General features: G+C 70.7%; 13 protein-coding genes. 6 read left to right on the plus strand and 7 right to left on the minus strand.

Annotated elements, in window-relative coordinates; translation table 11 throughout:
• Nucleotides 1-228 precede the first annotated feature (228 nt).
• The gene (locus tag OQ02_RS41490) at nucleotides 229-678 is read right to left on the minus strand and encodes a hypothetical protein (protein WP_156077423.1); all 450 of its coding nucleotides are present in this window, start codon (nucleotides 676-678) and stop codon (nucleotides 229-231) included.
• Between the two features lie 212 nt (nucleotides 679-890).
• On the opposite strand from OQ02_RS41490, the gene OQ02_RS31245 reads away from it, so the two are divergent.
• Together OQ02_RS31245 and OQ02_RS31250 are read left to right on the plus strand one after the other, a co-directional pair.
• Nucleotides 891-1,550, plus strand: a complete 660-nt coding sequence (locus tag OQ02_RS31245; protein ID WP_033442237.1) for a response regulator transcription factor — start codon at nucleotides 891-893, stop codon at nucleotides 1,548-1,550.
• Nucleotides 1,551-1,600: 50 nt separating this feature from the next.
• On the plus strand, nucleotides 1,601-2,695 hold the full coding sequence (locus OQ02_RS31250) for a sensor histidine kinase (protein ID WP_051773014.1): 1,095 nt from the start codon (nucleotides 1,601-1,603) through the stop codon (nucleotides 2,693-2,695).
• Nucleotides 2,696-2,723: 28 nt separating this feature from the next.
• Here OQ02_RS31250 and OQ02_RS31255 read toward each other — a convergent pair whose 3' ends face one another.
• The 4 genes from OQ02_RS31255 to OQ02_RS31270 all read right to left on the minus strand — a co-directional run bounded on the left by OQ02_RS31255 (nucleotide 2,724) and on the right by OQ02_RS31270 (nucleotide 7,266).
• Complete coding sequence (locus OQ02_RS31255; protein ID WP_051773015.1) at nucleotides 2,724-3,299, minus strand: hypothetical protein; 576 nt, start codon at nucleotides 3,297-3,299, stop codon at nucleotides 2,724-2,726.
• Between the two features lie 65 nt (nucleotides 3,300-3,364).
• On the minus strand, nucleotides 3,365-4,861 hold the full coding sequence (locus tag OQ02_RS31260) for a SulP family inorganic anion transporter (RefSeq protein WP_033442238.1): 1,497 nt from the start codon (nucleotides 4,859-4,861) through the stop codon (nucleotides 3,365-3,367).
• A 288-nt stretch (nucleotides 4,862-5,149) separates the two neighbouring features.
• Nucleotides 5,150-6,826 carry a ribonuclease J gene (locus tag OQ02_RS31265; protein ID WP_033442296.1) on the minus strand — a complete coding sequence of 559 codons (1,677 nt, stop codon included), beginning with the start codon at nucleotides 6,824-6,826 and terminating at the stop codon, nucleotides 5,150-5,152.
• Nucleotides 6,827-6,894: 68 nt separating this feature from the next.
• The gene (locus OQ02_RS31270; protein WP_081916067.1) at nucleotides 6,895-7,266 is read right to left on the minus strand and encodes a MerR family transcriptional regulator; all 372 of its coding nucleotides are present in this window, start codon (nucleotides 7,264-7,266) and stop codon (nucleotides 6,895-6,897) included.
• A gap of 104 nt (nucleotides 7,267-7,370) precedes the next feature.
• On the opposite strand from OQ02_RS31270, the gene OQ02_RS31275 reads away from it, so the two are divergent.
• Nucleotides 7,371-8,987, plus strand: coding sequence for a peptide chain release factor 3 (locus OQ02_RS31275; RefSeq protein WP_033442240.1), 1,617 nt, complete (start codon nucleotides 7,371-7,373; stop codon nucleotides 8,985-8,987).
• A 9-nt stretch (nucleotides 8,988-8,996) separates the two neighbouring features.
• Here OQ02_RS31275 and OQ02_RS47005 read toward each other — a convergent pair whose 3' ends face one another.
• Nucleotides 8,997-9,623, minus strand: coding sequence for a glutaredoxin domain-containing protein (locus tag OQ02_RS47005; protein ID WP_033442241.1), 627 nt, complete (start codon nucleotides 9,621-9,623; stop codon nucleotides 8,997-8,999).
• An 853-nt stretch (nucleotides 9,624-10,476) separates the two neighbouring features.
• On the opposite strand from OQ02_RS47005, the gene OQ02_RS42955 reads away from it, so the two are divergent.
• The 3 genes from OQ02_RS42955 (at nucleotide 10,477) to OQ02_RS31295 (ending at nucleotide 12,688) form a co-directional block, all read left to right on the plus strand.
• On the plus strand, nucleotides 10,477-11,583 hold the full coding sequence (locus tag OQ02_RS42955) for a hypothetical protein (RefSeq protein ID WP_051773016.1): 1,107 nt from the start codon (nucleotides 10,477-10,479) through the stop codon (nucleotides 11,581-11,583).
• Between the two features lie 97 nt (nucleotides 11,584-11,680).
• Nucleotides 11,681-11,854, plus strand: a complete 174-nt coding sequence (locus OQ02_RS31290; RefSeq protein ID WP_156077424.1) for a hypothetical protein — start codon at nucleotides 11,681-11,683, stop codon at nucleotides 11,852-11,854.
• Between the two features lie 42 nt (nucleotides 11,855-11,896).
• Nucleotides 11,897-12,688, plus strand: a complete 792-nt coding sequence (locus OQ02_RS31295; RefSeq protein ID WP_197043581.1) for a hypothetical protein — start codon at nucleotides 11,897-11,899, stop codon at nucleotides 12,686-12,688.
• 14 nt (nucleotides 12,689-12,702) lie between these two features.
• On the opposite strand, the gene OQ02_RS31300 is transcribed toward OQ02_RS31295, so the two are convergent.
• Nucleotides 12,703-14,457 (minus strand): glycoside hydrolase family 35 protein, encoded by a 1,755-nt coding sequence (locus OQ02_RS31300; protein WP_033442243.1) that lies wholly within the window; start codon nucleotides 14,455-14,457, stop codon nucleotides 12,703-12,705.
• Between the last annotated feature and the right edge of the window lie 143 nt (nucleotides 14,458-14,600).

Below are 14,600 nucleotides of genomic sequence, written 5' to 3' on the forward strand. Positions count from 1 at the left end.
TCGTCGGCTTCGGGGCGCCCGAACCGCCCGATGTGCCCGATGCACTCGGCTTGCCCGACTGGGTCGGCTCGCCCGACTGGGTCGACCCGGCCGGCGTACCCGCCCCGCCCGGTGTGCCCGACCCGCCCGGTGCACGCGGCTCGTTCGGCTCGTCGTGCCAGGCCTCCGCCGGCCCGTCAGGTGGCTCCGCCCGTGCCGCAACGTCCCGATCGTGTGACACCGCGTCCGTCACCGCGAACCCCCTGGCACGACCCCACCGGTCTGCCGTGAGCAGTCGGCCATCATCTCGCGCGTCGCCGGGTCGTTCACGTCGATTCCGCCGGGAATCGGGGTGACCCCTTCACCGCCGAGCGCATTCGGGTCCGGATCGGGGTACTCGACCCCCTTGTCACGCATGCACTTCGCGAACTCGCGCGCCTGTTGCAGCGCTTCCTCACCCAACGGTTTCGGCGCTCCGCCATCCGGCAGGAATTCACGGCACTTCGCCAGCGCCTCCTGTTGCGTCTGCTGGTCGGCGGGCGACGAAGTGCCCTGCGAGGTGCCGTCACCACCCTCGTCGTCGGGCGTGCCACCGGCGTTGAGGTCGACGCCGTTGTCCAGCATGCACTTGGTGAACTCGTCCTGCCCCTGGCCACCCGGCGGCGCCTGGCCGGGGCTCGTGGAGGCCGGCGTGGACACCGAGGCGACCTCCGGCCGCGGGCTGTCCGCCGAGCAACCCCCGACCAGCAATGCGAAGGCGGCGACAACTGGGAATAGGGCCATTCGAGCATTCATCGGTGGTCTCCCCGGTGTGAATGGGCGATGTCCGCAGTTCTACCGATCGGGCTATCTGTGGGCCGTAAGGGTCGTCCTTATGGCCTGCTTATGGCCCCCTGAGCACAATGAGCCGCATGCGAGTTCTGGTGGTGGAGGACGAGGTGATGCTCGCCGAGGCGATCGCCGAGGGCCTGAGGCAGCAGGCGATGGCGGTCGACGTGTGCTTCGACGGCGCCGCCGCGACCGAGCGGGTGGCCTTGACCAGCTACGACGTCGTGGTCCTCGACCGCGACCTGCCCACCGTCCACGGCGACGAGGTGTGCCGCACGATCATCGCCGGCCACAGCGACACGAGGGTGATCATGCTGACCGCGGCCCGCAACGTGATGGAGCGCGTGCACGGCCTTGGCCTCGGCGCCGACGACTACCTGACCAAACCGTTCGCGCTCGCCGAGCTGGTGGCCCGGGTGCAGGCGTTGGGCCGGCGCGCCCGCCCGGCCCTGCCGCCCGTCCTGAGGTGGGCCGGCATCGAGATGAACGTGCCACGGCACCAAGTGCTCCGCGAAGACAGGTTCATCCACCTGTCCCGCAAGGAGTTCGCGGTCCTGGAAGTGCTGATGCGCGCGGACGGCGCCGTCGTCAGCGCCGAGGAGCTCCTGGAGCAGGCATGGGACGAACACGTGGACCCGTTCACCAACGCGGTGCGGGTGACGATGATGACGCTGCGCAAGAAGCTCGGGCCGCCGGCGGCGATCCGGACGGTGCCGGGGGTGGGGTACCAGTTGGCCGACTGAGCCGCTGGCGGCCGGCGTTCCGCACCCGGCTGTCGCTGCTCATCGGCGCCATGCTGCTGGTCAGCGGCGCGTTGCTGCTCGGCGTGAACTACCTGCTGGTGCGTTCGGCGCTGCCGGTGCCCAACAGCGCACCGAACAGCGTGCCCACCACCGCGACCCTGCCGGCGATCGGCGAACCGCAGCTCGTGCCGGACGACCCCTCGGGCTCGCAGGCCCAGGTGAGCGAGATGAACATCGCCCAGTACCGCGCCGACGTGCTGCGAACCCTGCTGGTGCAGTCGGGCATCGCACTGGTGGGTTCGGCCGTGGTCGCGCTGCTGCTCGGACGACTGGCCGCCGCGGGCATGCTGCGGCCCGTGCACCAGGTGGTCGCCACCGCGCGCAGGCTCGGCGCCGACAACCTGCACCAGCGCATCCGCCTCAGCGGTCCGAGGGACGAGCTGACGGAGCTGGCCGACACGTTCGACCAGATGCTGTCCCGGCTGGAGAAGTCCTTCGACAGCCAACGCCGGTTCGTGGCCAACGCCTCGCACGAGCTGCGCACCCCGCTGGCCACGCAACGGACGCTGGTGGAAGTGGCGATGGGGCGTCCGGGTGACGGCGCGTCCCTGCGCGAGCTGGGCGAGCGGCTGCTGGTGATGAACGCGCGCAGCGAAGCGCTGATCGAGGGCCTGCTGGTGCTGGCGAGCAGCGACCAGGGCCTGGAGCACCCGGAGGACATCCGGCTGGACCACGTCGTGGCGCGGGTGGTCAGGGCGTGCCGTCAGGCCTTCGCCGACGCGGCGGTCACCGTGCACACGACCCTGGAACCACGAGTGGTGCGCAGCGATCCGGTCCTGCTCGAACAGCTGGTGCGCAACCTGGTCGACAACGCGGTCAAGTACAACGACGGCGGCGCGATCTGGGTCAGGGTGGGCGGGTCGCCCGCGCTGGAGGTGGCCAACACCGGTCCGCACGTGCCGGAGGACAAGGTCCCGCTGCTGTTCGAGCCGTTCGTGCAGTTGCGCCGGGAACGCGTGGCGGCGAACCGGGGTGTGGGCCTCGGGCTGTCGATCGTCCACTCCATCGCCCGCGCCCACGGCGGTTCCGTCGACGCCGTTCCTCGCCGGGACGGGGGACTGGTGGTCGGCGTATCGCTGCCCTGAGAACCCCCACCCCGGCAGAGGAGAGGCGTCAGCCCAACGCGGGCGCGAAGGTGATGCCCAGCTCCCGGTTGAGGCCTTCACGCTGCTCGGCGGTGGCCAGGACCATGAAGTCGTCGTCGTGGGCTGAGCCCTGCTGCTGGACGCAGCGGAAGGCCCGGGGGTCGTCGTCGGGGCTGAGCGCTTCGATGGCGTGCCGCGCGGCTCCCATGTCGAGGTAGTCGTTCGACTCCTGCTGGACGTCGAAGGAGAACGGCTTGCCGTTGCACGAGAAGTGCATCGTCCCCAGCCCGCACTCGTCGTCGTCCGGGTCGTCCTTCTCGAAGCGGTACTCGGAGACGGTGACCTTGCCGTCGGTGAGGGTCGCGGCCTCGTTCAGGAGCCAGTCGTAGTGCTCGTCGGCGAAGTCGACGTCGTCGGAGTGGATGCGCACGGCCACGGCGAAGGATTCGAGCGAACTGGCGACTTCGGGGCTGCGCTCGAGCGGCTCGGTCGCGTATGAGGAGGCCTCGGCCAGGACGCTGCGGGCCTTGTCCTCGGTGATCATGCCGAGGTCGGTCAGGACTTCGGCAATCCGCGTGTAGGTGAGCGGTCGGGTGTTCGCCATGCGGACATCTTGGCACCAGCGTCGGGTCGTTGATCAATCACGTCCGACCGTCGGCACCGCACCTCTCAGTGCGAACCGGTGAGCTGCCCGGTGAGCCTGCTGTGGAGCCGTTCGCTGTGCGGGTTGAGACCGACGATCTCGGCCTCGATCCCGCGTGAGGCGAACTTCGCGGTGACGGCGTCGAGCGTGGCGACCGCCGAGCTGTCCCAGACGTGCGCGTCGGACAGGTCGATCACGACCTTGGCGACGGTGTCGGTGTAGTCGAAGGCGTGCATCAACTCGTTGGTGGACGCGAAGAACAGCTCACCCGTGACGGCGTAGACGCGGATCGCGCCGTCGGGGTCCAGGACACTGGAGACGTCGACCAGGTGGGCGACGCGGCGCGCGAAGAAGATCGCGGCGAGCAGGGCGCCGGCGACGACGCCGAGGGCGAGGTTGTGGGTGGCCACCACGGTGCCGACGGTCACGACCATGACCGCGGTCTCGCTGCGGGGGGCGTGGCGCAGCGACTTCGGCTTGATGCTGGACCAGTCGAACGTGCTGACCGACACGAAGACCATCACCGCGACGAGGGCGGCCATCGGGATCAGCGAGACGACCGGACCGAGCGCGAAGACCAGGATCAGCAGGAACACGCCCGCGGCCAGGGTGGACAGCCGGGTGCGCCCGCCGGACTTGATGTTGATGATGGACTGGCCGATCATCGCGCAGCCCGCCATGCCGCCGAGGAAGCCGGTGGCGATGTTCGCGATGCCCTGGCCGCGGACCTCGACGCCCTTCCGGGAACCGGTGTCGGTGAGGTCGTCGAGCAGCTGCGCGGTCAGCAGGGACTCGACCAGGCCGACGACGGCCAGCGTCAGCGCGTACGGCGCGATGATCGTCAACGTCTCCACGGTGAACGGGACCACCGGCAGGCCGAAGAACGGCAGCGCGTCGGGCAGGTCGCCCATGTCGCCGACGGTCGGCACGGAGATGTCCAGGAACACCGTCAGCGAGGTGATCACCACGATCGCGACCAGCGGCGAGGGGATCACCTTGATGAGCCGCGGCAGCAGGTAGATGATCACCAGTCCGAGCACGGCCAGGCCGACCACGGGCAGGCCGCCGGCGGTGATGTGCGGGATCTGCGCGGTGAACAGCAGGATGGCCAGTGCGTTGACGAAGCCGACCATGACCGTGCGCGGCACGAAGCGCATCAGCTTGTGCACGCCGATCAGCCCGAACAGGATCTGGAACGCACCGGTCAGGACGGTGGCGGCGAACAGGTACTCCACACCGTGATCGCGCACCAGCGGCACCATGACCAGGGCCATCGCGCCGGTGGCGGCGGAGATCATGCCGGGGCGCCCGCCGGAGAAGGCGATGATGATCGCGATGGTGAACGAGGCGTAGAGGCCGACCTTGGGGTCGACGCCCGCGATGATCGAGAACGACAGCGCCTCGGGGATCAGCGCCAGGGCGACGACCAGGCCGGAGAGCAGGTCGGCGCGCGGGTTGGCGAACCAGGTGTCGCGAATCCTCGAGAGCGGGGTGGGGCGTGCGGGCGCCTCGGACGAGGACAATCAACACCTCGGGACTTGTGCGCGAGCAGGCAGGGTACGACTCGCGTGGGTGGGCAAGGGCGTGCCCGACGCGCTGTGCTGCGGCGGGAAGTTCCGTGACGGGAAGCGGCTTCTCCGGCGCAACCGCGACGAACTCTACCCTGACGTGACAGTAGATCCCGGTCGGGCGGGCCGACCGTGACCAAGCTCTCCGTGCGGACCCGACTGCCTCGCCCTACCGCCCTGCGCCCACCGCCCCACGCCCGCCCTGCGCCGGCCGTCCTGCGCCTGCCCCCTGCGCCTGCCGCGCTACGCCTCGACGACCACCGGGATGACGACGGGGCGGCGGCGGTAGGTGCGCTGGGCCCACATCTGGACCTCGCGCCCGATGAGTCGTTCGAGTTCTTCGATGTCCTTGACGCCGCGTTCGGCCGCGCCGGCCAGGGACTTCTCGATCGCGGCGGTGGCGGGCGTGAAGGTGCTGCCGTCGTGCTCGAAGCCGTGGGCGATGTAGTCGGGCGGTTCGGTGAGGTGGCCGGTGTCGGTGTCGATGAGGGCGACGACGGTGATGACGCCCTCCTCGCCGAGGGTGCGGCGTTGGGCGAGGGAGGCCTCGGTGACGCCGCCGACGGTCTGCCCGTCGACGTAGACGTTGTGGACCTCGACCTTGCCGGTGACCGTGACGCGTCCGTCCTGGAGGTCGATGACGTCGCCGTTGGCGGCGATCGGCACGCGGGCCCGGTCGACGCCGGTGCGGACGGCGAGCTCGGCGTTGGCGCGCAGGTGACGTGCCTCGCCGTGCACGGGCAGGACGTTGGCGGGCTGGACGATGTTGTAGCAGTACACGAGTTCGCCGGCGCTGGCGTGGCCCGAGACGTGGACCTTGGCGTTGCCCTTGTGGACGACCTTCGCGCCGAGGTCCGTGAGGCCGTTGATCACGCGGTAGATGGCGTTCTCGTTGCCGGGGATCAGGGAGCTGGCGAGCAGGACGGTGTCGCCCTCCTCGACCTGGATCGAGTGGTCGCCGCTGGCCATCCGCGACAGCGCGGCCATGGGTTCGCCCTGCGACCCGGTGCAGACCAGGGTGACCTGGTTGACGGGCATGCGGTCCATGCGCTTGATGTCCACGACGAGCCCCGCCGGCACCTTCAGGTAGCCCAACTCGGTCGCCACGGCCATGTTGCGGACCATGGAGCGGCCGACGAAGGCGACCTTGCGGCCGTGGGTGTGCGCGGCGTCGAGGACCTGCTGGATGCGGTGGACGTGGCTGGCGAAGCTGGAGACGATGACGCGGCGGGGCGTGGTCCGGAAGACCTCGTCGATGGCGGGCGCGAGGTCGCGTTCGGCGGTGGTGAAGCCGGGGACGTCGGCGTTGGTGGAGTCGACCAGGAACAGGTCGACGCCCTCCTCGCCGAGGCGGGCGAAGCCGCGCAGGTCGGTGATGCGCCCGTCGAGGGGGAACTGGTCCATCTTGAAGTCGCCGGTGTGCAGGACGAGTCCGGCGGCGGTGCGGATGGCGATGGCCAGGCCGTCGGGGATGGAGTGGTTGACGGCGAGGAACTCCAGGTCGAACGGTCCGCGCGTCAGCTCCTGGCCTTCGGCGACCTCGACGGTGACGGGGGTGATGCGGTGCTCGACCAGCTTCGCCCGGAGCAGGCTCAGGGTGAGGCGGGAGCCGATGATGGGGATGTCGGCGCGTTCGCGGAGCAGGTAGGGAACGCCGCCGATGTGGTCCTCGTGGCCGTGGGTCAGCACCACGGCGACGATGTCGGCGAGGCGGTCCCGCAGGCTCGTCCAGTCCGGGAGGATGACGTCGACGCCGGGTTGGTGCTCTTCGGGGAAGAGGACCCCGCAGTCGACGACGAGGAGCTTGCCGTCGTGCTCGAACACGGTCATGTTGCGGCCGATCTCACCGAGCCCGCCGAGGGCGGTGACGCGGAGTGCGTCGGGGGCGAGGGGCGGCGGAGGAGCGGAGGTTCGAGCCATGGTCACACCCTCACGCTACGTGAGAGTGGGGTGGCGGGTGAAATCGAGCACCCTGTCGGGTGGGATGGTCAGGCGACCGGCAGGTGGGCGCGCAGGGTGCCGGCGAAGTCCTCGGCGATGCGCAGCTGGGCCCGCAGTTCCTCGCAGCGTTGCTCGGCGGCGGTGTGGAACCCGGCCAGCCGGTCCAGGTGCTCGGCCCGGTCGGTGTCCTCGGCCGCGCTGAGGGCGTCGAGGATGGTCAGCAGCTCGCGCATCTCCTCGAGCTGGAACCCCAGCGGCTTCATGCGCTTGACCACCCCGAGGCGGTCCACGTCGGGCTGGGTGTAGAGCCGGAACCCGCCCTGGCTGCGCGCACTGGGCACCACCAGGCCGACTTCCTCGTAGTAGCGGATCGTGCGCAGCGACAGGCCCGTCTGTTCGGCCACCTCGCCGATCTGCATGTGACCGCCCACCGGACCCCTTCCGACGTCGAACGATCCGTCCAGACTACAGTAACGTGAGGGTAGACTTCAGTGGGTATCCGATTGAGCTCAGGAGATCACGCATGACCACCGCGCACCCGGTGACCGCCTCGTCCGCCGATGTGCTGCGGGAGGCTGGGCGGCGGCGCACGTTCGCCGTGATCAGCCACCCGGACGCGGGCAAGTCGACGTTGACCGAGGCGCTGGCGCTGCACGCCCAGGTGATCTCCGAGGCGGGCGCGGTGCACGGCAAGGCCGGTCGGCGCGGCGTGGTCTCGGACTGGATGGAGATGGAGAAGGCCCGTGGGATCTCCATCACCTCGGCGGCGCTGCAGTTCTCCTACGGCGACGCGGTGGTCAACCTCCTCGACACGCCCGGTCACTCCGACTTCTCCGAGGACACCTACCGGGTGCTCGCGGCCGTGGACTCGGCGGTGATGCTGCTGGACGCCGCCAAGGGCCTGGAGCCGCAGACGCTGAAGCTGTTCGACGTGTGCCGCCACCGCGGCATCCCGGTGATCACGTTCATCAACAAGTGGGACCGCCCCGGCCGTGAGGCGCTGGCGCTGTGCGACGAGCTGGTCGAGCGGATCGGGTTGCAGCCCATGCCGCTGACCTGGCCCGTCGGCGAGGCGGGCCACTTCCGCGGTGTGCTGGACCGCCGTGACGGGCAGTTCATCCGCTACGCGCGCACCGCCGGCGGCGCCACGGCCGCGGGCCAGGAACGCCTCAGCGCCGCACAGGCGGAGGCCGAGGAGGGCGCGGACTGGGTCCGCGCGGTCGAGGAGGCCGACCTGCTGTCCGCCTCGGACGGCGACTTCGACCTCGCCCGCTTCCTCGACGCCACCGCCACCCCGGTGCTGTTCGGGTCCGCGGTGCTCAACTTCGGCGTGAAGCACCTGCTCGACCTGCTCGTCGAACTCGCACCGGAGCCGACGCCGCGCGCGGACGCGCAGGCGAAACCGCGCGAGCTGGACGCGCCGTTCTCGGCGTTCGTGTTCAAGGTCCAGACCGGTATGGACCCGTCCCACCGCGACCAGGTCGCCTTCGCCCGCGTCTGCTCCGGAGTGTTCGAACGGGGCATGGTGGTCACCAACGCGACCACCGGGAAACCGTTCGCCACCAAGTACGTCCAGCAGGTCTTCGGCCAGCAACGCTCCACTTTGGACACCGCGTACCCCGGTGACGTCATCGGCCTGGTCAACGCCACCGCGCTGCGCGTCGGCGACACGCTCTACACCGACAAGCCCGCGGTGCGGTTCCCCGGGCTGCCCAGCTTCGCGCCGGCCCACTTCGCGGTCGCCCGCCCGGCGGACCTGAGCCGCTCCAAGCAGTTCCGCAAGGGCATCGAGCAGCTGGAGTCCGAGGGCGTCGTGCAGATCCTGCGCTCCCTGCGCCGCGGTGAAGCCGCGCCGGTGTTCGCCGCGGTCGGGCCGATGCAGTTCGAGGTCGCCTCCCACCGGCTGGTCGCCGAGTTCAAGTCACCGGTCCGGCTGGAACCCCTGCCCTACACGGTGGTGCGCCGCCTGACCGACCCCGCGCACCGGTCGCTGGTGGACGGCAACCGCAGTGAAGTGCTGACCCGCACGGACGGCGTCGACCTCGCGCTGTTCGCCGACTCCACCACCCTGGGCGTCCTGCGCCGCCTGCACCCCGAGGTCGAGGCGGCGCTGGAACCCCTGGTCGCCGGCAACACGTGACTCGCGGCGTCACTTGCGGCGTCCGGCCAATCGCCAACCGAGCACCGCGCCCGCGACGGCCAGCAGCACGGTTTCCGCGATCGGCGCGCCACCCCCGGCGACGCCGGGTCCGCCGAGCATGCCCTGCCACGTCAACACGGCCGTGGTCGCCAGCGTGATCACCAGGCCCGTCACGGCCGACACTGCGGCCGGTCGGGACGGGACCGGCGCGCCGGTGAGCCACCGGTGGGTGAGCGGAGCCGCGGCGGCGGCCAGCGCCGGCGCGACGTGGAAGGTGGTCGCGGGCATCCGGACCACGAGCAGCACCCACAGCAGGGCGAACCCGAGCGACGCCGCCGCCGGTTGCCACCGCGGCGTCCTCGGCTCGGTGGGCGTCAGGCCGGGGGAGTGCTCGCGAACGGCCGCCAGCACTTCGTCCATGCCGGGGTTGACCATGGCGTGCGTGCCGACGAACACCGTCGGCACGGTCTCGTTGCCGTCCGCGACCGAACGCACCCGCGCCGCGGCCTCCGGGTCGTCCCAGATGTTGACCTCCCGCAGCGGAAGCCCGCTGCGCCGCAGCGGCCCGCGCAGCGCGAGGCAGTAGGGGCAGCCGGGCCGCCAGTAGAACTCGACCACCGCGTCGTCACCTGTCATGAGCGGGTACTCAACCAGGTCGCCGCCGAGCCACCGGCGTGGAGCCCGCGACGGGTCGCCATCGGCCGGGACGCCCCGCCCGCCACGCTGGGGGCAACCCTCCATGGTGATCGCACGAACCTGAGAAACTGCTGAAAATCCAGTGCGATTGGCGCTGGATGTATACCCTTGGGTTTCCGGTGCGACGGTAGCCGATACCGCGGGAACCGAATCGATCATCGATTCGACCGGCGTCACCGGAGCCTGCGTCGGTGCGCTTCGGCTTGGGGTCCGAGTGCGTCGAGTGGAGCACTGGCGCGGTCCGCTGATTTCTTCATCAGGGGGTTCACTGTGCACCAGGGTGATGGGCCGGTCGATCTCGTGCGCATTGTCGGCCGGGGCGCGGAAACGCCTGCCCCGCGGCAGTCTGGTGGTGCCGGAGTCGGCCGCTCGCCGGTCAGTCGGCGACCTTTGGCTACCTCCGCCGGTATCGGTCACGGTTCCCCCATCGCACGTCGGCGGAGCATTGGACGCGCAATTCACGTATGTGCGTGCTCAATGCGGTGGATGGACTGCCGGATAAGTCGTCGACACCGGCCCGACGCGTCCGAAGTGGCTTGTCCGGCGTAGTCGTTCGACACGGCCGTTGACAGACGTACATCGTAAGTGCATAGTGAACGAGGGCAACTTACGCTGTACGCCTCGGATGAAGGCCCTGGTGGGAAGGGGGTATCCAGTGTTTCGCCGCGCCGGTCGCGGCCGGTCGTATTCCATTCGAACGGGAAATTGTGTTTGTTCGGGCACGCGGGTGGGCGGCAGATCCTGAACGCGGCAATCCGAAGTGCCGGGCAATTCGAACCAGGGGGGGTCCCTGATGTCGGAGTTGACGTGCCTGCTCGACGGGAGCGAGGCGTGCCACGCCATGAACGGCAGGTACAGCGGCCGAGCGGTCCGCGCCTCGAACCCGTTGGACGTGGAAGCGCTGTCGGCGGCGGTGAGTGCGCTGGGGGCGGCGCACTCGGTGCTGTCGAGCCGAGTCGACCGGGACGAGGAGGGACAACCGCTGCTCGTCGAGGGGTCGAGCAGCGAGTTCCACTTCTCCCGGTGCTGGGGGTACAGCGATGACCGGTTGGCCGGGATGCCGCCGCTGGACGGGCAGGTCGGCGTGGTCCACGTGGTGCACCACGACGCCGAGACGTGGTCGATGACGTTGCTGACGCACAACTCGGTGGTCGACGGCCCGCTGATGCTGAAGATCCTGACCGACCTGTGGACGTACTACACCGAGGCGGCGGCGGGCCGGAAGCCGTGGCCCCGCCGCTACGGGCTCCCTCGGCCGCCCACCGAGTTGCCGGCCCCGCGCGGCGCCGGGTCGAGGGTGCCGAATCCGGGTGCGCCACCATCGGGCTTCGCTGGGGACGCCGGTCGGCCGCGACCGACCGGCAGCGGTCCGGTGGTGGCCCGGCCGAGCCGCGACCAGGTGGTCCGCGACCTGGTCGGCGTGGCGCGGTCGCACCGGGACCTGCTGCACGTCCTGTCGAGGCCGAGCGGTCACGGTGAGAAGGTGCGCACCACCGCGTACCCCGGCATCCCGTTCAACCACGATGCCGCTGACGTGCGCAGTCGGGCCTTCGCCATGCTCGCCTCGTGGGCTCGCCTGGTGGTGGAGGAGCTGCGCGTGACCCCGCCACCGGGCCGGATCGACGCGGTGGTCGGGTTCCTCGTCCGGCATGTCGACTGGCTGCTGGCGCACGACGCCGCGGACGACTTCGCCGACGAGGTCGCGGAGCTGGTCCTGGCCGGGCACAAGGTGGCCGCGCCGAGGCCGGGGCGGTCGGCGGCCATCGGTGGGTGCGTCGTGCGGGGCTGCGGTGGCGAACTGCGCGCGATGGGTTCCGTCATCGCCTGCTCGGTCGACCCGGGGCACTCGTGGGTGCCGCAGCGATGGACTGATCTGCGGCGACAGCTGGGAAGGGTGTAGCGGTGGAGGGGTGATCCACCGAGTCGGTGTCGTGTGCCCAACCCGGACTCGTGAGTTGGGCGGGGTGTGCCCGATTCGTCGTCGAAAGGTGGTGGTCGTGGTCGACTCCACCGTCCGGCCGGCCCGGCTCGCGCAGGACGGTGACGACATCGCGTTCTCCTACCGCCGCGAGCAGGAGGTCGCCGACGAGGTCGTGGAGGAAGCGGGAGCGGCCGGTCGCCGCTGGACGTCCGACGAGCAGGTGCGGTGCACACGACGCGGGCGGGCGTGATCGGGCGCAGGTGAGCGCGGGCGTCTGGCAGACTGACCGCAAGTGGACGTACTGCTGCTGAAGCTGTTCCTGGCGCCACTGCTGGTCGTGGCGTCGACGCTGGCCGGGCGACGGTGGGGCGCCGACGTGGCCGGGATCCTCGTGGCACTCCCGATCGTCGCCGGTCCGATCCTGTTCATCTCCTACCTCCAGCACGGCGCGGACTTCGCCGGCGGCGCGGCCGTCTCGTCCCTGTTCGGACTCGCGTCGCTCGCCGCGTTCGCGGTGGTGTTCTCGTGCGCGGCCCGTCGTCTCGGCTGGCTCGCCACGGTGACCACGAGCTGGGCCGCCGTTCTCGCAGTGGACGCCGCGCTGTCGTTCGTCCGCGTCACGGCACCCGTGGCACTCCTGGTCACGCTCACCGCCACCGCGGTCGCGATGGTCTTCATGCCGAAGGTCGAGCCGGAACTCCCGGGCGACGTCGACCGACGCCGGCCGCCGCTCTGGGACCTGCCGGGACGCGCGGTCGTGACCGGTGTCCTGGTGCTCGGCGTGACGACGGCGTCCAGCGCGCTCGGTCCGCAGTGGACCGGCTTGCTGGCGCCGTTCCCCATCGCGACGAGCGTCGTGGCGGCCTTCGTCCACGCCCAGCACGGCCCCGTGGTCACCGCGCGAGTCCTGTCGGGCACGCTCGTCGGCTTGCTCGGCTTCTCGGCGTTCTGCTTGTCGGTCTCCGTCCTCGTCCGCCCGATCGGCGCCGCCGCGTTCGTGCTGGGCACCGTGGTGGCGGTCGCCGTCCAACTCCTGGCGCTGCGCACGCGACGGACGCTTCGCCTGCGGGCCGTCGGGCGGTAGCAACGCGGACCGCTTCACATCTCGGTGTGGCCGAGCAGGGGACCGGGCACGAACCGGGCCACCGGCGAGGTCATCACGCCCGTCTCGAACACGACCACCTCGTTGGCACCCGCGCGGACGGCCGGGCCGGGCACGTACAGCGTCCGCTGCGGGCCCAGCGACGAGTAGCGGCCCAGGCAGAAACCGTTGACCCACACGACTCCGTTGCCCCAGTCCCCGGTGTCCAGGTGGAGGTCGGCCGGTCCGTCCAGGGTGAACCCGCCGCGGACGAGGACCGGACCGCCGACCCGGCCGCCGAACGGCATGCTGTCGGCGTGCCACGGCCCGGACAGCGCTCCCAGGTCGAGCGGCAGGACGTCCCAGCCGCGCAGGGGTTCGCCGTCCAGGGTTGCGCCGCCGATGACGCCCTTGGGCTCGCCGATGCGCGGACCGTAGTTGACCCGTCCTCGGTCCTCCACGAGCACCACGAGTTCACCGACGGCCTTGTGGAACCCGAGCGCTCGCTGGTGGTGCTCACGGAGCAGGACCCCGACCGACTGGCCGTTGAGGAACACCGACGCGCGGTCGCGTACCTCGCCGAAGCGCAGCACGGCCGGTCCCGCGTGGTCGATCCACGTGCGCAGCAAGGCGATCTGCGGCGTGGGCGTGAGTTCGTCGAACGTCGGCAGCGCGCTGTGGTGCTGCCAAGCGCCCCACCGCTCCGGCTCGTCGAGCAGCGGGACGTGGTGATCCAGCGGCACGGTGAACTCCGGCGCGGGCCGTGCGGCGGGCGGCGGGGCGTCCGGCACGTCGTGGTACCGGGCGATCACCTCGCGGAACGCGTGGTACTTGGCCGTGGGGTTGCCCGCCTCGTCCAACGGCGCGTCGTAGTCGTACGAGGTGATGGTGGGCCGGTAGACGCCCTTGTCGTTGGCGCCGTTGGTGAGCCCGAAGTTCGTCCCGCCGTGGAACATGTACAGGTTCACCGACGCGCCCGCCGACAGCAGCGCGTCGAGCTCCGCCGCGGCGTCGTCGGCGGACGTGGTGTGGTGGTGCGAGCCCCAGTAGTCGAACCAGCCGTTCCAGAACTCCGAGCACATCAACGGCCCGGTCGGCTGGTGCTCGCGCAGCGTGGCCAGGCGCTCGGCACTGCGCGAGCCGAACGACGCCGTCAGGTGCAGGCCGTCGAGGCTGCCCGCGGTGAGCATCTCGTCGGTCGGCTGGTCGACGGTGGTCAGCGGAACGGTGATCCCCGCCGCCTTGGTGTACTCCACCAGGGCTTCGAGGTACGCCTTGTCGGAGCCGAAAGCGCCGTACTCGTTCTCGATCTGCACGAGGATCACCGGCCCGCCGTGCTGCACCTGCAGGGGCTCGACGACGGCGTACACGCGTTCGAGGTAGTCGCGGACCGCCGCCAGGTAACGGGGTTCGGCCCGTCGGACGCCCACGTCGGGGTCGCGGAACAGCCAGGCGGGCAGACCACCGTTGTCCCACTCCGCACAGATGAAGGGGCCGGGCCGCACGACGGCCTTCATCCCGGCCTCGCCGACCAGCCGCAGGAAGCGGTCCAGGTCCAGCCCGCCGGACAGGTCGAACACGTCCGGGGTGGGTGCGTGGGCGTTCCAGGGCACGTACGTCTCGATGGTGTTCAGGCCCATCCGCCTGGCCTTGTCGATCCGGTCCGCCCAGAGGTCCGGGTGCACCCGGAAGTAGTGCAGCGCGCCGGACAGGACGCGGAACGGCTCGCCGTCGAGCAGGAAGTCGTGCTCGCCGATGGTGAAGTCAGGCACGGGGACCTCCGGAGGTGCGCGGCTGGAACGCCGACCAGGGCAGGGCGCGGGGCGTCGCGGAGATGGTCGTTCCTTTCGGGGAGGTCGTGCGGACCCCTTGCCGGGGCCGCGATCCGACCGGTCTGCTGTGTCGTGGGCGAGCC

This window comes from Saccharothrix sp. NRRL B-16314, assembly GCF_000716595.1.
Lineage (GTDB): Bacteria > Actinomycetota > Actinomycetes > Mycobacteriales > Pseudonocardiaceae > Actinosynnema.